Source organism: Serratia sp. NCCP-200, from assembly GCF_059697885.1.
Genome location: NZ_BAAKUJ010000004.1, coordinates 155,742 through 175,357, shown reverse-complemented (window position 1 = coordinate 175,357; position 19,616 = coordinate 155,742). Strand labels below are relative to the sequence as shown.

Annotated in this window: 17 protein-coding genes; 10 read left to right on the top strand and 7 right to left on the bottom strand. The window is 56.9% G+C overall.

Features of this window, described 5'->3' with window-relative positions; genetic code table 11:
* The gene (gene parE, locus AC6HVW_RS15250; protein WP_071682101.1) at nt 1-1,896 is read left to right on the top strand and encodes a DNA topoisomerase IV subunit B; all 1,896 of its coding nucleotides are present in this window, start codon (nt 1-3) and stop codon (nt 1,894-1,896) included.
* A 92-nt stretch (nt 1,897-1,988) separates the two neighbouring features.
* Complete coding sequence (locus AC6HVW_RS15245) at nt 1,989-2,888, top strand: LysR family transcriptional regulator (protein ID WP_186485975.1); 900 nt, start codon at nt 1,989-1,991, stop codon at nt 2,886-2,888.
* Nucleotides 2,889-3,043: 155 nt separating this feature from the next.
* Here AC6HVW_RS15245 and AC6HVW_RS15240 read toward each other — a convergent pair whose 3' ends face one another.
* Both AC6HVW_RS15240 and AC6HVW_RS15235 read right to left on the bottom strand, forming a co-directional pair.
* The gene (locus tag AC6HVW_RS15240; RefSeq protein WP_071682099.1) at nt 3,044-3,355 is read right to left on the bottom strand and encodes a putative quinol monooxygenase; all 312 of its coding nucleotides are present in this window, start codon (nt 3,353-3,355) and stop codon (nt 3,044-3,046) included.
* A gap of 45 nt (nt 3,356-3,400) precedes the next feature.
* Nucleotides 3,401-3,982: an NAD(P)H-dependent oxidoreductase gene (locus AC6HVW_RS15235; RefSeq protein WP_071682098.1), complete on the bottom strand. Its 582-nt coding sequence runs from the start codon at nt 3,980-3,982 to the stop codon at nt 3,401-3,403.
* Between the two features lie 142 nt (nt 3,983-4,124).
* On the opposite strand from AC6HVW_RS15235, the gene AC6HVW_RS15230 reads away from it, so the two are divergent.
* From AC6HVW_RS15230 to ftsP, 4 genes are all read left to right on the top strand, one after another.
* Nucleotides 4,125-4,247: a hypothetical protein gene (locus AC6HVW_RS15230; RefSeq protein ID WP_256221135.1), complete on the top strand. Its 123-nt coding sequence runs from the start codon at nt 4,125-4,127 to the stop codon at nt 4,245-4,247.
* 13 nt (nt 4,248-4,260) lie between these two features.
* Nucleotides 4,261-6,534, top strand: a complete 2,274-nt coding sequence (gene parC / locus AC6HVW_RS15225) for a DNA topoisomerase IV subunit A (protein WP_071682097.1) — start codon at nt 4,261-4,263, stop codon at nt 6,532-6,534.
* Between the two features lie 291 nt (nt 6,535-6,825).
* Complete coding sequence (locus AC6HVW_RS15220) at nt 6,826-7,557, top strand: 1-acylglycerol-3-phosphate O-acyltransferase (RefSeq protein WP_071682096.1); 732 nt, start codon at nt 6,826-6,828, stop codon at nt 7,555-7,557.
* A gap of 98 nt (nt 7,558-7,655) precedes the next feature.
* Nucleotides 7,656-9,071: a cell division protein FtsP gene (gene ftsP / locus AC6HVW_RS15215; RefSeq protein WP_021179523.1), complete on the top strand. Its 1,416-nt coding sequence runs from the start codon at nt 7,656-7,658 to the stop codon at nt 9,069-9,071.
* Here ftsP and AC6HVW_RS15210 read toward each other — a convergent pair.
* Nucleotides 9,068-9,982 carry a LysR family transcriptional regulator gene (locus tag AC6HVW_RS15210; RefSeq protein WP_021179524.1) on the bottom strand — a complete coding sequence of 305 codons (915 nt, stop codon included), beginning with the start codon at nt 9,980-9,982 and terminating at the stop codon, nt 9,068-9,070. The genes ftsP and AC6HVW_RS15210 overlap by 4 nt on opposite strands.
* A 133-nt stretch (nt 9,983-10,115) precedes the next feature.
* Between AC6HVW_RS15210 and xapA the strand changes: the two genes are divergently transcribed.
* Nucleotides 10,116-10,937 carry a xanthosine phosphorylase gene (gene xapA / locus AC6HVW_RS15205; RefSeq protein WP_024529143.1) on the top strand — a complete coding sequence of 274 codons (822 nt, stop codon included), beginning with the start codon at nt 10,116-10,118 and terminating at the stop codon, nt 10,935-10,937.
* A gap of 72 nt (nt 10,938-11,009) precedes the next feature.
* On the top strand, nt 11,010-12,269 hold the full coding sequence (locus AC6HVW_RS15200) for a nucleoside permease (protein WP_071682095.1): 1,260 nt from the start codon (nt 11,010-11,012) through the stop codon (nt 12,267-12,269).
* A 36-nt stretch (nt 12,270-12,305) separates the two neighbouring features.
* Here AC6HVW_RS15200 and AC6HVW_RS15195 read toward each other — a convergent pair whose 3' ends face one another.
* From AC6HVW_RS15195 to AC6HVW_RS15185, 3 genes are read right to left on the bottom strand one after another with little or no spacing between them, the layout of a single operon-like run.
* Nucleotides 12,306-13,235 carry a PfkB family carbohydrate kinase gene (locus AC6HVW_RS15195; protein WP_021179527.1) on the bottom strand — a complete coding sequence of 310 codons (930 nt, stop codon included), beginning with the start codon at nt 13,233-13,235 and terminating at the stop codon, nt 12,306-12,308.
* Nucleotides 13,232-14,629 carry a purine-cytosine permease family protein gene (locus AC6HVW_RS15190; RefSeq protein ID WP_497569520.1) on the bottom strand — a complete coding sequence of 466 codons (1,398 nt, stop codon included), beginning with the start codon at nt 14,627-14,629 and terminating at the stop codon, nt 13,232-13,234. Before AC6HVW_RS15190 ends, AC6HVW_RS15195 begins: the two co-directional genes overlap by 4 nt.
* 8 nt (nt 14,630-14,637) lie before the next feature.
* Complete coding sequence (locus tag AC6HVW_RS15185; protein ID WP_497569519.1) at nt 14,638-15,654, bottom strand: ADP-ribosylglycohydrolase family protein; 1,017 nt, start codon at nt 15,652-15,654, stop codon at nt 14,638-14,640.
* A 215-nt stretch (nt 15,655-15,869) separates the two neighbouring features.
* Between AC6HVW_RS15185 and AC6HVW_RS15180 the strand changes: the two genes are divergently transcribed.
* Together AC6HVW_RS15180 and AC6HVW_RS15175 are read left to right on the top strand one after the other, a co-directional pair.
* The gene (locus AC6HVW_RS15180; RefSeq protein WP_497569518.1) at nt 15,870-16,604 is read left to right on the top strand and encodes a GntR family transcriptional regulator; all 735 of its coding nucleotides are present in this window, start codon (nt 15,870-15,872) and stop codon (nt 16,602-16,604) included.
* Nucleotides 16,605-16,691: 87 nt separating this feature from the next.
* Nucleotides 16,692-18,857 (top strand): YgiQ family radical SAM protein, encoded by a 2,166-nt coding sequence (locus AC6HVW_RS15175; protein WP_021179531.1) that lies wholly within the window; start codon nt 16,692-16,694, stop codon nt 18,855-18,857.
* Between the two features lie 131 nt (nt 18,858-18,988).
* On the opposite strand, the gene AC6HVW_RS15170 is transcribed toward AC6HVW_RS15175, so the two are convergent.
* Entirely contained in the window at nt 18,989-19,594 is a 606-nt protein-coding gene (locus AC6HVW_RS15170) for a transglycosylase SLT domain-containing protein (protein ID WP_021806846.1), read from the bottom strand.
* Nucleotides 19,595-19,616: the final 22 nt, after the last annotated feature.

Here is a 19,616-nt window from a genome sequence, read left to right as displayed (position 1 = left end):
ATGACTCAATCCAGCTATAACGCTGATGCCATTGAAGTACTCAGCGGTCTAGAACCAGTGCGCCGTCGTCCCGGTATGTACACCGACACGACGCGTCCGAACCACCTCGGTCAAGAGGTGATAGATAACAGCGTCGATGAAGCGTTGGCGGGCCATGCCAAGCGTATCGACGTGATCCTGCACGCCGATCAGTCACTGGAAGTGATCGACGACGGCCGCGGCATGCCGGTGGATATCCACCCTGAAGAAGGCGTACCGGCGGTTGAGTTGATCATGTGTCGTCTGCACGCGGGCGGTAAATTCTCCAACAAGAACTACCAGTTCTCCGGCGGCCTGCACGGCGTGGGGATTTCGGTGGTTAACGCCCTGTCCAAACGGGTGGAAGTCAACGTCCAGCGCGACGGTAACGTGTATAGCATCGCTTTTGAGAACGGCGACAAGGTGCAGGATTTGGCGGTGACCGGTAGCTGCGGCAAACGCAACACCGGCACCAGCATTCATTTCTGGCCTGACGAGCAGTTCTTCGACAGCCCGCGCTTCTCGGTTTCCCGCCTGTCGCACCTGCTGAAAGCCAAAGCGGTGCTGTGCCCCGGCGTTGAAATCTACTTTATTGACAAGCTGAACAATACCGAGCAGCGCTGGTGCTATCAGGACGGCCTGACTGACTACCTGATGGAAGCGGTGAACGGCCTGATCACTCTGCCGGAAAAGGCGTTTGTCGGCAATTTTGCCGGTGATACCGAAGCGGTGGACTGGGCGCTGCTGTGGCTGCCGGAGGGCGGGGAACTGCTGACGGAGAGCTACGTCAACCTGATCCCTACCATGCAGGGCGGCACGCACGTCAACGGCCTGCGCCAAGGGCTGCTGGATGCGATGCGCGAGTTCTGTGAATTCCGCAATATCCTGCCGCGCGGCGTGAAGCTGTCTGCGGAAGATATCTGGGATCGCTGTGCCTACGTGCTGTCGGTGAAAATGCAGGATCCGCAATTCGCGGGCCAGACCAAAGAGCGGCTCTCTTCCCGTCAGTGCGCGGCGTTTGTTTCCGGCGTGGTGAAAGATGCCTTCAGCCTGTGGCTGAATCAGAACGTCCAGGCGGCCGAGCAACTGGCCGAACTGGCGATCTCCAGCGCTCAACGTCGCCTGCGAGCGGCGAAGAAGGTGGTGCGTAAAAAGCTGACCAGCGGGCCTGCGTTACCGGGCAAGCTGGCGGACTGCACCTCGCAGGACCTGAGCATGACCGAACTGTTCCTGGTGGAAGGGGACTCGGCGGGCGGCTCGGCCAAGCAGGCGCGCGATCGCGAATATCAGGCGATCATGCCGCTGAAGGGCAAGATCCTCAACACCTGGGAAGTTTCCTCAGACGAAGTGTTGGCTTCGCAGGAAGTGCATGATATCTCGGTAGCGATCGGCATCGATCCCGACAGCGAAGATCTCAGCCAACTGCGCTACGGCAAAATCTGTATCCTGGCGGATGCGGACTCCGACGGCCTGCACATCGCCACGCTGCTGTGTGCGCTGTTTGTTCGCCACTTCCGTTCGTTGGTGAAAGGCGGCCATGTGCACGTTGCGATGCCACCGCTATACCGTATCGACCTGGGTAAAGAAGTCTATTACGCCCTCGACGAGGAAGAGAAAGCCGGCGTGCTGGAGCAGTTGAAGCGTAAGAAGGGCAAGCCGAACGTACAGCGCTTTAAAGGGTTGGGTGAGATGAACCCGCTGCAACTGCGTGAAACGACGCTCGATCCCAACACTCGCCGTCTGGTGCAGTTGACCATCGATGACGAGAATACCGATCAGACCATGGCCATTATGGACATGCTGTTGGCGAAGAAGCGTTCGGAAGACCGCCGCAACTGGCTGCAAGACAAGGGCGATACCGCCGAGCTTTCCGTCTGATGCCTGTGGGGCCGCAACCGCGGCCCCACGTTTTTACATTGTGCCATCCCTGGCGCACTGCGTGCTGCGCCCGATAACCCAGGGCGGAATGCATGAAAATCACCCTCGAAGAACTCTTGGCCTATACCTCCGTGATCGACAGCGGTTCGATTACCGCCGCCGCTGAGCAGCTTGGCCAAACCACCTCTGGCATCAGCCGGGCGCTGAGCCGTCTGGAAAAAAAACTCGATACCACGTTACTGCGCCGCACCACACGTCGTCTGGAGTTGACCGAAGAGGGGCAGAGCTTTTTGGCCCATGCGCGGGAAATTATCAACTCTGTGGAACATGCCGAAGAGCAGATGGCGCTGCGCCGTCTGAACCCGGCGGGCAGGCTGCGGGTTAACGCTGCCGCGCCCTTTATGGAACATGTGATCGTGCCGCTGGTCTCCGGTTTCCGCCAACGTTTCCCACAGATTGAGCTGGAGCTGAACACCGATAACCTGATTATCGATCTGTTGGAGAAGCGCACCGATATCGCCATTCGTATTGGCGCATTGCGAGACTCCACCATCCACGCGCGCCTGCTGGGGGCGAGCCGGTTACGCATCCTTGCCAGCCCGGACTATATTGCCCGCTTTGGAGCACCGCAGAGTGTCGAAGAGCTTAACCACCATAGCCTGCTGGGCTTTACGCAGCCCGAGTCGCTCAATCTGTGGCCGTTGCGCCATCGGCAGGCGGAGCGCTTTGCCATTACCCCAACGCTATCGGCCTCCAGCGGCGAAACGCTGCGGCAACTGGCGCTACGCGGGGAAGGGATTGCCCAATTGGCCGATTTTATGACGCGGGAAGATCAGCGGGAAGGGCGTCTGGTTCAGCTGCTGGCGGCCGAAACGTTGGATGTCCGCCAGCCGATTAACGCGGTGTATTATCGCAATGCCCAGTTGGCCGCACGGATCACCTGTTTTCTGGACTATGTCAGCGCGCATATCACCGATGCACAGAGCCTGTAGAGCGGAGATGTCTGTTGCCCTCACCCCAGCCCTCTCCCACAGGGAGAGGGGGCTAGTACAGCGTCGTCTTCAGGGGCAGAAGTAGGGTTGAAGCAGAGGAAGTGTGCTGTAATCAAGTTGTGGCACGGACCGTCCCCTCTCCCTGTGGGAGAGGGTTAGGGTGAGGGGTTATCCAGCACATAAATGGTTGTGTCCAGCACGCTGTCCTTGATGGTTTCACGGTGTTTGAGCATGTGATCCATCTGCAGGTGTTGTTCCAGATGCGCCTGGCTCTGCCACTTCTCTAGCATAAAGATGGAATCCGGCGAACGCTTCTGCCACGGTGCCTGGGTGTCGGCGTCGATCATTGGCTGATAGCCGCCACAGCCTTCTTCCGCCAACACCGCTGGTAACAGCTTTTCAATCGCTTGTAATACGCTTTCACGATGACCTGGTCTGGTTCTGATTTCTGCAATTACGGTGATCATAATGGCCTCACTGGCTAACGGTATGATTGATAAAACCCATCACAGTTAAGCAAACACTTCGCCCAGATGTGCGCGCAAACGTGCGATATCGCTGGCGATATCCGGTTGTTTAATCACATCGTTACAGATAAAGGTCGGCAGTGCTTCCATTCCGAGGAACTGGTTGGCCTTGTGGAAGTGCAGATAAACGCCGTCTACGCCCACGCCGTGGAAGAACTGGTCAGGATCGGTAAAGGCTTCCAGCGGGGCATTCCAGGTCAGGCTCAGCATGTAGCTCTTGCCTTGGAGAAGCCCGCCGGAACCGTATTTTTTGCTGGCATCGGAACGGGTGCGGCCATCGCTGGCATACAGGCTGCCGTGGCCAGCGGTGAACACTTCGTCGAGGTATTTTTTCAGGATCCAGGGCTCGCCCATCCACCAGCCTGGCATCTGGTAAATCACCGTATCGGCCCACAGGTATTTCTGCACTTCGGCTTCGATATCATAGCCGTCATCGACTACGGTGACCTGCACATCGTGCTTGGCATCGCGCAGGAAACTTTCTGCTACGTCGCTCAGGGTCTGGTTCAGCTCGCCGTTGGAGTGGCCGAATTGCTTCTTGGCGTTAATAATCAGGATATTGCTCATGGGTGCTGGGTTCCTGTCAGAATGTAGAATGTGATGGCCGTAAGGCATATCGTTGAAACGGAGTGTAATCCTTCTTGCAGCAGGGAAAAATGCGATCTAGCGCACAACAGTGTTGACTGTGAGTCAAGAAAGGCGGCCACTGATGGCAAAATTTCGCATAAACTGGGGCGATCGCCAGCATCAATGGCCGATCCACGCAGCATCTGTGACAGCCACCCCGCAGATGAGTTACTATCGCGGGCAGAATCGACCCTTTGTCGTCTGAGGATATCTGAGTAATGAGCGAACTGACTCATGACGGTGTTGAGCGTCTACCGCTGCACACATTCACTGAAAACGCCTATCTGAACTATTCCATGTACGTCATCATGGATCGGGCGCTGCCGTATATCGGCGATGGTTTAAAGCCGGTACAGCGCCGCATTATCTATGCCATGTCGGAGCTGGGGCTTAGCAACAGCGCCAAATTCAAAAAATCTGCCCGTACCGTCGGTGACGTACTGGGTAAGTATCATCCGCATGGCGATAGCGCCTGTTATGAAGCTATGGTGCTGATGGCGCAACCCTTCTCTTACCGCTACCCGCTGGTAGATGGCCAAGGGAACTGGGGGGCACCGGATGACCCTAAATCTTTCGCCGCGATGCGTTATACCGAATCGCGCCTGTCGAAATACGCCGAAGTGCTGCTGGGCGAGTTGGGCCAAGGCACCACGGACTGGGTGCCCAACTTCGACGGCACCATGCAAGAACCGAAGATGCTGCCTGCACGCCTGCCGAACATCCTGCTCAACGGGACAACCGGTATCGCGGTAGGCATGGCAACGGATATTCCACCACATAACGTGCGTGAAATTGCCGCGGCGGCGGTCGCCCTGATCGATAAACCAGGCTCATCGCTCGACGATTTGCTGGAGTTTGTGCAGGGGCCGGACTTCCCGACGGAAGCGGAAATTATTACCCCGCGCGAAGAGATCCGCAAAATTTACCAGAATGGCCGTGGCTCGGTACGCATGCGTGCCATCTGGAAGAAAGAAGACGGCAGCGCGGTGATCACCGCTTTGCCGCACCAGGTTTCCGGTGCCAAAGTGCTGGAGCAAATCGCCAGCCAGATGCGGGCTAAAAAGCTGCCGATGGTGGAAGACCTGCGCGATGAGTCCGACCACGAGAACCCGACCCGTCTGGTGATTGTGCCGCGCTCGAACCGTATCGATCTGGATCAGGTAATGAACCACCTGTTTGCCACCACCGATCTGGAGCGCAGCTACCGCATCAACATGAACATGATCGGTCTGGACAACCGCCCGCAGGTCAAAGGGCTGGTGGAGATCCTTTCCGAATGGCTGGTCTTCCGCCGTGATACGGTGCGCCGCCGCCTCAATTACCGCCTGGAAAAAGTGCTCAAACGGCTGCACATCCTGGAAGGTTTGCTGGTTGCGTTCCTCAATATCGACGAAGTGATCCACATCATTCGCAGCGAAGATGAGCCGAAGCCGGTATTGATGCAGCGGTTTGGCATCTCTGATACCCAGGCCGAAGCGATCCTCGAGCTGAAGCTGCGCCATTTGGCCAAGCTGGAAGAAGTGAAGATCCGCGGCGAGCAGGATGAGCTGGCAAAAGAGCGCGATCATCTGCAGGCGCTGCTGGCTTCTGAGCGCAAGCTGAACAACCTGATCAAGAAAGAAATCCAGGCCGATGCGCAGGCTTATGGCGACGATCGTCGTTCGCCGTTGACCGAACGTGAAGAAGCCAAGGCCATGAGCGAGCACGATTTTGTGCCTTCAGAGCCGGTGACGATTGTGCTGTCGCAAATGGGCTGGGTGCGTAGCGCCAAGGGCCACGATATCGATCCGAGCGGCCTAAGCTACAAGGCCGGAGATAGCTTCCTTGCCGCCGCGCGCGGTAAGACTAACCAGCCGGTGGTGTTCATCGACTCGACTGGCCGCAGCTATGCGCTCGATCCGCTGACGTTGCCTTCAGCACGTGGCCAGGGTGAACCGTTAACCGGTAAGCTGACGCCACCGCCAGGTGCCACCATCGAGCAGGTGCTGATGGCTGCGGACGATCAGAAACTGCTGATGGCTTCCGATGCCGGCTACGGCTTCGTGTGTACCTTTAACGATCTGGTTGCACGTAACCGCGCCGGTAAGGTGATGATCACCCTGCCGGACAACGCCAAGGCACTGCCGCCGATGGAAATCCACGGCAGCGACGATATGCTGCTGTCTATCAGCACCGCTGGCCGCATGCTGATGTTCCCGGTCGCCGATCTGCCACAGCTGTCGAAGGGCAAGGGCAACAAGATTATCTCGATACCGTCGGCGCAGGCTGCCAGCGGGGAAGATAAACTGGCCTGGCTGTTCGTACTGCCGCCGCAGACCTCGATCACCCTGCACGTAGGCAAGCGCAAGCTGAAACTGCGCCCGGAAGATCTGCAGAAATTCCGCGCCGAGCGTGGCCGTAAGGGCACGTTGTTGCCACGTGGCCTGCAGCGTATCGATCGGGTTGAGGTGGATATGCCAGAGCGCGAATCGTTGGGTGATAGCGAAGAGTAAAGCGGTGATATACCCTGCTTGGGCGCAATAAACTGCGCCCAAGCGATCGCAGGTATTCTTACGTAGGGGCGCTGCATGCTGCGCCCGTACCCGTTCAGGGCTTTTTTATCCTGATCTTTTTTTTTAAGTGAGTTAATTTTTCCGGCTATAAATTTATTGTGCCGATCGCTGGCTGGCGGGAAAATAGAGAACTTAGAAGCGCCGCGCGTTCTTCAGCCTGCGCTCCTCATACAAAAAGAAATCTTCCCTGCCGTTCAGCGGCCGGGTTGGCAGTGTGCTAATGAGGTTGTTATGTTATTGATATTACGTGCGATCATTGTCACGGTCTATTGCCTGTTGGTGAGTTTTTTCGGTTCGCTTTACTGCTTGTTCAGCCCGCGTAACCCCCGCCATGTAGCGACCTTTGGCCATCTGTTCGGCCGCCTGTCGACAGTGTTCGGCATCAAGGTTGAACTCCGTAAGCCTGCTGGCGCGGACAACAACGGCAAATGTATTTACATTGCCAACCATCAGAACAACTACGACATGGTGACGGTTTCTAATGCGGTACAGCCACGCACCGTGACCGTGGGCAAAAAAAGCCTGGTGTGGATCCCGTTTTTCGGCCAGCTTTACTGGTTGACCGGTAACCTGCTGATTGACCGGGATAACCGCGCAAAAGCCCATGGCACCATTGCTCAGGTGGTGGATGCCTTCAAGAAACAGGACATCTCGATCTGGATGTTCCCGGAAGGAACCCGCAGCCGTGGCCGTGGTTTACTGCCGTTTAAAACCGGTGCGTTCCACGCGGCGATCGCGGCCGGTGTGCCGATTGTGCCGATCTGTGTTTCTTCTACCGACAAGATCAAGCTGAACCGTTGGAACAACGGCCATGTGATTGTGGAGATGCTGGAACCTGTCGATACCAGTCATTACAGTAAAGAACAGGTGCGTGAGCTGGCGGCCCATTGTCGCGAGCTGATGAAGGCGAAGATTGACCAGTTGGATGCGGAAGTCGCCAAGCTAGACGCCGCCAAAAAATAATAGAACGCAGTTAGCTATTTTCATACGGCCTCATGCCGTTTATGCCCCGCTTTAGCGGGGCTTTGCACAAGGTTCAGCTTTGTTTTCATGGAGAAGATATGTCACTCAGTCGACGTCAGTTTATTCAGGCATCGGGCTTGGCGCTATGCGCAGGAACCGTGCCGCTGAGGGCCGAAGCGAGCGGGATGCCAACTCCGTTACCGATCCCGCCACTGCTGGAATCCCGCCGTGGCCAGCCGCTGTTTTTAACCCTGCAACGTGCCCATTGGGCCTTTATGGACAACCGTAAAGCATCCGTCTGGGGCGTCAACGGCATGTATCTGGGGCCGACGGTGCGGGTCTACAACGGCGACGATGTCAAACTGATCTACAGCAACCGCCTGCCCGAGCCGGTATCGATGACCATCAGCGGGTTGCAGGTGCCAGGTACCCTGATGGGCGGTGCGCCGCGCATGATGTCGCCCAACGTTGATTGGTCGCCGGTGATCCCTATTCGGCAGGCGGCGGCTACCTGCTGGTATCACGCCAACACGCCGAACCGTATGGCACCACATGTGTACAACGGCTTGGCTGGCCTATGGCTGGTCGAGGATGAAATCAGTAAAAACCTGCCGCTGCCTAACCATTACGGCGTCGATGATTTCCCGCTGATCATTCAGGACAAGCGCCTGGATAACTTCGGTACGCCGGAATACGATCCTCCGGCGCAGGGGGGCTTTATTGGCGATACGCTGTTGGTCAACGGCGTGCAGAACCCGTTTATCGAAGTCTCACGTGGGTGGGTTCGCCTGCGCCTGCTGAACGCCTCGAACTCACGGCGCTATTCATTGCAGTTGAGCGATGGGCGGCCGATCAACGTGATCGCCAGCGATCAGGGATTCTTGCCTGCACCGGTTGCGGTACAACAACTTTCTCTGGCTCCAGGTGAGCGCCGCGAAGTGCTGATCGACATGTCGCAGGGGGCCGAAGTGACCCTCACCGCCGGTGAAGCAGCAGGGATCATGGATCGTTTGCGCGGTCTGTTTGAACCTTCCAGCATGCTGGTTTCCACCCAGGTACTGACGTTGAAACCGACGGGCCTGTTGCCGTTGGTCACCGACAATCTGCCAATGCGCCTGCTGGCGGATCAACTGCTGGATGGTAACGTCAGCCGCTCGCGTGAATTCCGTCTGGGAGACAAGATGGCCGGCATCAACGGGGCCATCTGGGATATGAACCGCATCGACGTACAAACGATGCAGGGCACCTGGGAGCGTTGGACCATTCATGCCGATACGCCGCAGGCGTTCCACATTCAGGGCGTGCAGTTCCTGGTGAAACGCGTCAATGGCGCGCAGCCGATGGCGGAAGATCGCGGCTGGAAGGATACCGTCTGGGTCGACGGCGACGTGGAGCTGCTGGTGTACTTCAACCAGGTTTCCTCGGAGCACTTCCCGTTCCTGTTCTACAGCCAGACGCTGGAAATGGCCGATCGCGGTTCGACCGGCCAGTTTGTGGTCCAGGCTTCCGCTTAAACAGCCCCGGGCGTTCGCAGCATTTTCAGGAACGCCTTCACCACCGGTGTGGCACTTTCGGCGTGGTAGATCGCATACAGATCCGCCGAAGGGGCCGCCTGCAACGGGCAGAACCGTACGCCGGGCCACGGTATGCGCCCGTAGCTGTCCGGCAGTAACGTAATGCCAAAGCCTTCCGCCACCAGCGCCATCAAGGTTTGCGGTTCATTGACCTGATGGACGATGTCTGGCGCAAAGCCATGTTGCAGACACAGGTTGTGCAGATACAGCCCCAGGCTGGCCTCGTTGGGCGGCAGCACGATAAATTTGTCATGCTTCAGGGCGGGGAGTTGGATTTCCTCCCCCGTTGCCAGTGGATGCCCCTCCGGCAGCACCACCGAGATCTTCTCCCGCGCCAATAATTGACAGGCCAGCCCTGGCAGCGCCTGTTGTTTTGCCTCACGCCAGACTCCGATATCGATATGTCGCTTCTGCAATGAGACGATCTGCTGGCTAGGCGTTTGTTCATTTAACGTCCAGGTGACCTTCTCTTCCTGCCCGGTAAAGCGTTTCAGTGCCGGGATCAAACCGCCCCAGACCGAGGTGCCTACCATGCCAATCACCATATGGCCGGCCTCGCCACGACCCAGTTGCTGTACCTGATTGAGCGCATTGCCCGCCTGATCCAGCAACGTTTCGACGTTATGGAACAGCGTGCGGCCAGCCTGCGTCAGCGCCATGGAGCGGGTGGTGCGTTTGAAAAGTTCCACCCCCAACTGGTTTTCCAGCTCTTTGATATGTTTGCTGAGCGGCGGTTGGGACATGTTCAGCCGCTGTGCGGCCTGAGTAAAGTTCATCTCCTCTGCCACTACGCGGAAATAATGCAGCAGGCGAAAGTTGATCCGGCTAGGGTCGGGTAGTGGCTTTTTCATGGTTGTTCGGGCCTCCCGATGCGGGGTATTTATAGGTAAACGGAATAAATCAGCGGGCAACAATGTATTGGTCGTCACCCGCTGTCGCTCTCTACTATGGGAATTAAATTATCCCCCTACAGAAGAGAATACTATGTTTAATCAAGACGATGCTTTTTCTTGTGCCGACGTGCTGCGGACCAGACTACCTGGCTTTCAACCCCGTGCAGCACTGATTCTGGGATCGGGACTGGGGGCGCTGGCAGACGTAATGACCGACGCCGTAACCATCGACTATACCGAATTACCAGGTTTCCCGGTGAGCGGCGTAGTGGGCCACGCAGGGCAATTGGTGGCGGGCTGGCTGGAAGGCGTGCCGGTACTGTGCATGAAAGGGCGCGGGCATTTCTATGAGGGCCGTGGCATGCAGGTGATGACCACTGCCGTGCGCACCTTCAAACTGCTGGGCTGTGAATTCCTGTTGGCGACCAATGCCGCTGGCTCACTGCGTAAATCGGTGGCTCCGGGTAGCCTGGTGGCGCTGACCGACCACATCAACTTTATGCCGGAATCCCCGCTGGTGGGGGCTAACGACGAGCGTTTTGGCCCACGCTTCTTCAGCCTGGCTAACGCCTACGATCGTGACCTGCGTGCGCAGCTGGCGGCGGTAGCGGCCAAGGCCGGTATCCCATTGGCTGAAGGGGTGTTTGCCGCCTACACCGGCCCGAACTTTGAAACCCCGGCCGAGATCCGCATGATGCAGACGCTGGGCTGCGACGTGGTGGGGATGTCGATCGTGCCAGAAGTGCTTTCGGCCCGGCACTGCGGCCTGAAGGTGCTGGTGGTCTCGGCGATGACCAACTATGCCGAAGGGTTATCCGATACGCCGCTTTCCCATGAGCAGACGCTGAGCTGCGCCGCGCTGGCGGCAGACGATTTTATGCGCCTGATCCGTGAGTTCTTCAAAACGCTGTAATTCTTATTTCCATCCGACTACCCCGCGGCAAGCCCTACCTTGCCGCGTAAATCACAACAATAGGTGATGGTAATGGCAATAAAAACACGATTGAAGGTGATGATTTTTCTCCAGTTCTTTATCTGGGGCGCCTGGTTGGTGACGTTGGGATCCTACATGATCAACACCCTGCACTTTAGCGGTGCGCAGGTAGGCATGGTGTACAGTTCGAAAGGGATCGCCGCGCTGATCATGCCAAGCCTGGCAGGGATCATTGCCGATCGCTGGATCAAGGCCAACCGTCTGTATGGCCTTTGTCATCTACTGGGGGCGGTGGCGTTGTACTACGCCGCACAGGTCGATCAGCCGATGGTGATGTTCTGGGTCATGCTGTTCAACGCGATGGTCTATATGCCCACCATGGCGCTTTCCAACGCCATTTCTTACTTCTGTCTGGAAAAGCACGGTTTTGATACGGTCAAGGATTTCCCGCCGGTGCGGGTTTATGGCACCGTAGGCTTTATTCTGGCGATGTGGTTGATCAGCTTTAGCCGCATTGAATTGAGCAATATGCAGCTGTATCTGGCTTCTGCGGTGTCGCTGCTATTGGCGGTCTACTCCCTGACGCTGCCAAATTGTCCGACCAACAAGGTGAAACGCTCGCAAAGCTGGGTCAGCATGTTGGGGTTGGATGCGTTCGTGCTGTTCAAGCAAAAGCGCATGGCGGTGTTCTTCCTGTTTGCCATGTTGCTGGGGGCGGCGCTGCAAATCACCAATACCTTCGGCAACCCGTTCCTGCACGATTTCTCGCTTAACCCGCTGTATCAGGACAGCCTCAGCGTGCGCTATCCTTCGGTGCTGCTCTCCCTGTCGCAAATCTCTGAGGTGTTTTTCATCCTCACCATCCCGTTCTTCCTGCGTAGATACGGCATCAAGCAGGTGATGCTGATCAGCATGGCGGCCTGGACGCTGCGTTTCCTGTTCCTGGCCTACGGTACGCCTGCCGGGTTCGGCTTCCTGCTGCTCCTGCTTTCAATGATCGTTTACGGCTGCGCGTTTGATTTCTTCAATATTTCCGGTGCCATCTTTGTGGAGAAAGAGACCGACCACCGCATTCGTGCCAGCGCTCAGGGGTTGTTTATGACCATGGTTAACGGTGCAGGGGCTTACGTTGGTGCCATTGCCAGCGGCGAGGTCGTGGACTTCTTCACCCATAACGGGGTGAAAGATTGGCAGAGTATCTGGCTGGTGTTTGCCGCCTATACGCTGGTGCTGGGGGTGATTTTTGCCCTGTCTTTCAACTACCAACATCGGCCGGAAGAGATGAACGGGGAGCTACAGAAGGCGCATTAAGGTAAAACACAGGGGCTGAGTTCAGCCCCTGTGATATCAGGCAGGAAAACGCTGTTGCAACTGTTGCCAGTCTGGTGCTCCGGCGGCACCACGGCTGGCCACCACGCAGGCAGCCACGCGGTTGGCAAGATCGACCGCTTGTACCAGCGGCAGGCCAGCTGAAAGCCCGGCTAGCACACCCGCGCAGTGGGCATCCCCCGCACCGATGGTATCGACGACGTCAACCGGGTAAACGGGCACATGCTGCGGCTCATTGCGGCCATCACAGACCCAGGCACCGTCACGATCCAACCGGCAAATCAGGGTAATGTTATGCGCTGTGGCATAACGTTGCGCAGCGCTGACAGCATCACCTTCCCCACACAAGATCGCAACTTCATCGCGGTTGAGGGTGAGCAAGGTGTGGCTGTCGCTAAGCATGGCGAAAAACGCTTCACCCAGTTGGCCGACACGCGGGCCGGGATCCAGTAACCGCCACTGATCGAACGGCAGTCGGGTAAGCCAGTCGCGCAGTGCTTCACCAGGTTCCCCCACCAGCTCATAGCCGTTGGCATAGACCACCGTTTCCGGCGTTAGCGGCAGGGTAGCCAGCTGCGCCTTATTCCAATGCGCTTCACAACCGGTCACGGTAACAAAAGTACGTTCACCGTTGGGTTCCACCAATGCCAGACACCAACCATTATCCAACTGGCCATGGCGTAACAGCACCGGCAAATCCAGCTCCTGCATGGCGGCTTCGATGGCCGCTCCCCAGTCTCCGTTGCCCACCGGCATACCGTTAATCACGGGGACATCCAGGCGGCGTAGTGCCCGCGCTACGTTGAAGGCACAACCGCCAATCTGCCGCTCTTGCGGCTGCGCTTCGATATCTTCACCGCTGACCGGCAGCTTTGGCAGCGTGAGGACCACGTCTCCCACGGCTCCGCCTACCACCAGAATAGGTTTTACTGCGACAAATTCACTCATTGATGTCCTTTGTTGCTTGCCAGATAGAGGCCATAGGCAACCAGGCTGACCAGGAAGGAAACGAACAGCCCCAGGCTGGAATCAGCGAACAGGCCTTTTGCCAATGGGCCATCGATAAAGCCGGTTTTGGTCACCAGCAGCCCGCACAAGGCGCCGAGGAACCAGCAGAATAACGGCACCTTACGCACGCCACGGTTCTGGCCGTTCAGGCCGTACAGGGCATTACCGTCGTAACCATGATGACGGCGCACTTTAGCATAATCGAGAATGAAAATGGCTTCCCAGGCGGCAAGGAATACCCCGCAGAACACCAGGAAAGAGATAAATGGCCCCATAAAGTCGCCAGAGATAAACAGCACATAGATGGCGATGCCAAGGATGACCACGGCGTCAATGGAGACGGCCAGAGACTGTTTCACCTTCACGCCTAGCGTTAGCAGGTTAAGGCTGGCGGAGTAGAGACTGAGCACGGCAATAGTGACGATACCGGCGGTCGCAGCCAGCAGATAAGGGATAGCCATCCACGTTGGCAGCACCGAACCGATTAACGCAATCGGGTTGGCGGCGCTGGCCAGATCCGGCAGCTGTACCGAAAGCAGAATGCCGGTGAACATCAGCAGGATCAGAGGCAGACAGGCACCGCCAACCACGGCGGAAAAGATGCTTTTGTCTGAAGACTCAGGGCTTTGATAACGGCTGTAATCGGCCCCGGCGATGGCCCAACTGATCCCGGTACCGGCGGCGATCACCGAAACGGCGGGCAGGAAGCCGGTCAACCAACTGCCAGAAGGCAGTGACAACACTTTGCCCCACTCGGTGGTGAAGACGATATACAGCACCACAATCAGCGTCATGGTGCCGAATATCCGGCTGAACCAGCTCTGCATCCAGACTACCGTGTTCTGGCCCAGCAGGCTGACTACGATGGTCAAGCCACCAAACAGCAACAGGCTGAAAGCGGTAAGGGAGTGGCTTTCACTCAGGCCTATGGCCTGGAACAGCGCGGCCAGGGTGAGCGTGCCGGTGATGACGTTCACCGCTTCCCAACCCATCAGGTTGATCCAACTGAAGGTGGTGGGCGCGATGTTGCCCTTCAGACCAAAAATCACCCGCGATAAGGTCAAAGTAGAGGTGCGGCCACGTTTCCCGGCGAAACTGGTGTAGCCTACCAAAGCAAAACTGGCTACGCCGACCAATGCGGCCAGGATTGACTGGATAAAGGACAAGCCGAACGCGACAATAATTGCCCCGTACACCACGCCGAGAATGCCGATGTTGGCGGCAGACCATATCCAGAACAGCTCGAGCGGTTTACCGGTCTGCTCTGCATTCGGTACGCGATCGATCCCCGTGCTTTCTACTTTCCATGTCTCACTGCGGTTGATTTCACTCATGGTGCGATTTATTCCTGTTTGCGCAGCCTGAGGAGAGCGGCCGCGTAGGGCTCAAAATCTATTTGATTGGCGCTATTGATCGTGGCAATCCACTCCGCCGGGAAGGCGGCTATGCCGCGTAAGGCTCCGCAGATCGCCGTTGCCATGGCGCCAATGGTATCGGTATCTCCACCCAGATTGGCAGCCAGGATCGCACAACGTTGCGGATCGGTGTCTGCCAGTTCAACCAGCGCCAATGCCATTGGGATCGACTCGATAGTGTCCATCCCGGCACCGACGGTATGGTAAAGCTCCGCCAATGCTTCGCTATCCGGCAGATGGCCCAGGTTAGCGGTGAACTCCAGCGCCCAAACCAGACGGCGACTGAGCGAAGGGCTGAAGGTGGTGATATGTTGCTGTTGCACCTGCTCCACATGTGCAGGCAGTTCTTGCTTGATGGTGGCCCAATCCGCGCCTTCGACAGCCCGGCTAACGGCCCAGGCAATGGCAAAAGCGCCAGCCACGGCGATATCCGACTTGTGGGTCGGGCTGCAAGACAGCCTTACCGCTGTGATAAAGGCTGGCAAATCGCTACTTGGCAGCAGGCAACCTAATGGAGCGACACGCATGGCCGCTCCATTGGTCACGCCGTTAGCGGCGATCTCTGCCACCGGTGTACCGGCGCGGAACGCCAACAGCGCGGCTTTGGAGCTGGGGCCGAGGATATTTTTCTCAAAGGCTCCGATCCGTTCTGCCCACAGCATGATGTGGTGAGCAATACGTTCTGGCTCGACCCGGCCCTCTGCGGCCAACAGCGCATCCATCAAGGCAACGGCCTGCTGGGTGTCATCCGTGTATTCCCCGGCGATAAAGCCGTTTGCTGCGATATTTTCTGCCGGGCCAGGCAGGAAGTCGGTGATCCAACCAAAATAATCACTAACCTGTTGTAATGGCCACAGTTCTGACGGCATCCCCATCGCATCGCCTACGGCTTGCCCATAGAGCGCCCCGAGTATGGCGTGGTGAGGATTTTTTATATTATTCATTTATATGGGTGTTCCCTGGTGTTGGTGCTAACCGATGTAAAACATCAGTGTTGCTAATGTTAGTCGTAAAGTGGATCCAATTAAAGTCCAATAGTCGAAAAATGTGACTCCAATCTAAGTCCAATGCAAGCGTGCATGGTGTAATTACCCTGAATGTGACAAATATGGTAAAAACGAGGCGGTTGTGGAATGCGAACAAATCAGAGGTGGGTCCGATGAATGATTTTATTGCCTGGCTGCGTCAGCAGTTTTCACAGGCAGCGGCGGCACCACGTTACATCCAGCTGGCGAATTCCCTGGAAATTGCCATCAAGCAGCGTGTGCTGGGCGTTGGCGACTTTTTACCGCCGGAACGCGTGTTGGCTGAAGCATTGGATTTGTCACGCGTTACGGTCAGTAAGGCGATGAGGTTGCTGGAGGAACAAGCGCTGGTCTCACGCCAACAGGGCATTGGTACTCGAGTGGCCATGCACATCGGTTATTCCCTCAATCAGGATAGCGGCTTTACCGCGCAGGTTTTGCGCAGTGGCAGCAGCGTCAGCAACCAATGGCTGTTGCGTTCCTGCATAAAGGCACCCAGTGAGGTAGCCAAGGCTCTGGAGTTGGCAAGCGACAATATCGTGGTCAAGCTACGCCGCCTGCGGTTGATGGATGGCAATCCGGTATCGTTGGAGACCACCTATATCCCGACCCGTTTTTTGCCCGATCCCGAAGAGCTGGAACACTCGCTGTATGCACTATGGAAGTCGCGAGGGATTGTGCCAGAGGGCAGGCATTTTTTATTGAAAGCGGTTGCCAGCAATGATGAAAACGCCAGCTTGCTCAATGTGCAAAGCGGCGCGCCGCTGTTACGCATTGTCCAGATCAGCCGCAACGTTCAGGGCGAAGTGCTGGAGTTCAGCGAAACGCTGTGCCGCAGCGATGTGTACGAGTTTGAGGTCAAAAGCTGAGTAATCTGACAAATAACCATGCTCTTTTGGCGGCGAGTGCGTATAATCGCCGCCCGGCGATAAATTAACCTGCACAAGAGCACCCGAATGAGCACTACCAGCCTGATCCAACCCGAACGTGAATTGTTCTCCTACGAGCCTTATTGGGCCGAATGTTTTGGCCCCGCGCCGTTTTTACCGATGTCGCGTGAGGAGATGGACCAATTAGGCTGGGATAGCTGCGATGTGATTGTGATCAGCGGGGACGCTTACGTCGATCACCCAAGCTTTGGCATGGCGATTGTGGGCCGCATGCTGGAGGCTCAGGGCTTCCGCGTGGGGATCATTGCCCAGCCGGACTGGAGCAACAAAGAAGACTTTATGCGTTTGGGTAAACCGAACCTGTTCTTTGGCGTGACCGCCGGCAATATGGACTCGATGATCAACCGCTATACCGCCGATCGTAAGCTGCGTCATGACGATGCCTACACCGCCGGCAACGTGGGCGGCAAACGCCCGGATCGCGCCACCCTGGTCTATAGCCAACGCTGTAGAGAAGCCTATAAAGATGTGCCCGTCATCCTGGGCGGTATCGAAGCCAGCCTGCGCCGCATTGCCCATTATGATTACTGGTCGGATACCGTGCGCCGTTCGGTGCTGGTGGATTCCAAGGCCGATATGCTGATCTACGGCAACGGCGAACGCCCGCTGGTGGAGTTGGCGCATCGCCTGGCGGCGGGTGAAAAAATTCAGGATATCCACGATATCCGTAACACCGCAGTGATGCGTAAAGGGGCCATGCCGGGCTGGAGCGGGGTGGATTCTACTCGCCTGGACAAACCGGGCCGTATCGAGCCAATTCCTAATCCTTACGGTGAAGATTTGCCCTGTGCCGATGGCAGCACGCCAGAGCCAGAGGCCAAGCCCGTCACCGTACGTGCCGCCAAACCCAAGCCGTGGGAAAAAACCTACGTGCTGCTGCCTTCCTTCGAGAAGGTAAAGGCGGACAAGGTGCTGTATGCCCATACTTCGCGCATCCTGCACCATGAAACTAACCCTGGCTGCGCCCGTGCGTTGATGCAAAAACATGGTGACCGCTACGTGTGGATCAACCCACCGGCGATCCCGCTCACCACGCCGGAAATGGACAGCGTGTTTGCCCTGCCGTACCAGCGTGTGCCGCACCCATCCTATGGCGAAGAGCGTATCCCGGCCTACGATATGATCCGCTTCTCGGTGAACATTATGCGTGGCTGCTACGGCGGCTGTTCGTTCTGTTCAATCACCGAGCATGAAGGGCGTATTATCCAGAGCCGTTCGGAAGACTCGATCGTGCGTGAAATCGAAGAGATCCGCGACAAGGTGCCAGGCTTTACCGGGGTGATCTCCGATCTGGGTGGTCCAACGGCCAACATGTATATGTTGCGCTGTACCAACCCGCGTGCCGAGCAAACCTGCCGTCGCGCCTCCTGTGTGTATCCGGAAATCTGTACCTATATGGATACCAACCATGAGCCGACCATCAAACTTTACCGCCGCGCCCGTGAGCTGGAAGGGATCAAGAAGATCCTGATCGCCTCCGGGGTGCGTTACGATCTGGCGGTTGAAGATCCGCGCTATATCAAGGAACTGGCGACCCATCACGTGGGCGGCTATCTGAAGATCGCGCCGGAGCATACCGAAACCGGGCCATTGTCCAAGATGATGAAGCCGGGGATGGGCAGCTACGATCGCTTCAAGCAGCTGTTCGATCAGTATTCCAAACAGGCAGGGAAAGAGCAGTATCTGATCCCTTATTTCATCTCCTCGCATCCGGGCACCCGTGATGAGGACATGGTGAATCTGGCTCTGTGGCTGAAGAAAAACCGTTTCCGTCTCGATCAGGTACAGAACTTCTACCCGTCGCCAATGGCGAACTCCACCACCATGTATTATAGCGGCAAGAACCCGTTGGGTAAGGTGGGGTATAAGAGCGAAGACGTGTTTATTCCGAAGGGCGATCGCCAGCGCCGCCTGCATAAGGCATTGTTGCGCTATCACGATCCGCTCAACTGGCCGCTGATCCGCACCGCGTTGGAAGAGATGGGGATGAAGCACCTGATTGGTGGCCGTCGCGAATGCCTGGTGCCAGCACCGAGCATTGACGAGCAGCGCGAGGCCAAGCGCTTACAGCGGCATACCCGCCCGGCGTTGACCAAGCACACGGACATTACCCGCCAGCGCACGCCGTCCAACAAGCCACCGCGCAAGCCTATCCGCAACGGTAAGGCCTGATAGAGCAGGGAGCCCAAGTGGCTCCCTTTCTTTTATCCCCTCTAGGGGATATTCCATAAATTATCCCTTGGTGAGGATATTATTTTGTTATCCCTTTCAGGAAAGACTCTATGGAGCTAGCTATTGCAAGGCTACAAACTGTTATACGCCGCCTCGACCTTCAGCATATAACGCGGTGCCTGCGGTGAGGGATGGTACTGGCGCACATGCCAGTGAAAGGCCTCGGGTGACAGGTTGTTGATCATTCTGATGGCTTTTTTGCGATCGCTGGAGAAGGTACGTAGCAAGGCTCCTGCGCCGTTGGCATAGGCCACTTCAGTGGCATAGCGGCGGGTCACCGGATCGTCAATCCACTTCAGTTGCTGCTGTTGCAGCGCACCGATATAGGCCGCGCCCAGATCGATATTGGTTTCTGGATCCAACAGATCGTCATCATCCGGGCAGCCGCGTTTGCCTTTAAAGCGGTAGGCATCACAACCGGCGGTATTCGCCTTGAGCTGCATCAGGCCGATGGCGTTGGAAGGGCTGACAGCCTTGGGGTTAAAGCCGGACTCTACCTGAATAATGGCGGCGATCAGCTTTTCATCGACATCATACTCGTCGGCCGCGTCTTCGATTTCATCGTCATAGGCGTGAGGATCGTGGCTAGTACGCTGGTGCTTACTGGAACAGCCCGCCAGCACCAACAGCATTAACACCATGGTCAGGCGCGGCAAAGATGAGAAAGAGAAGGTCATGAAACTCCAAGCTGCTGTGATC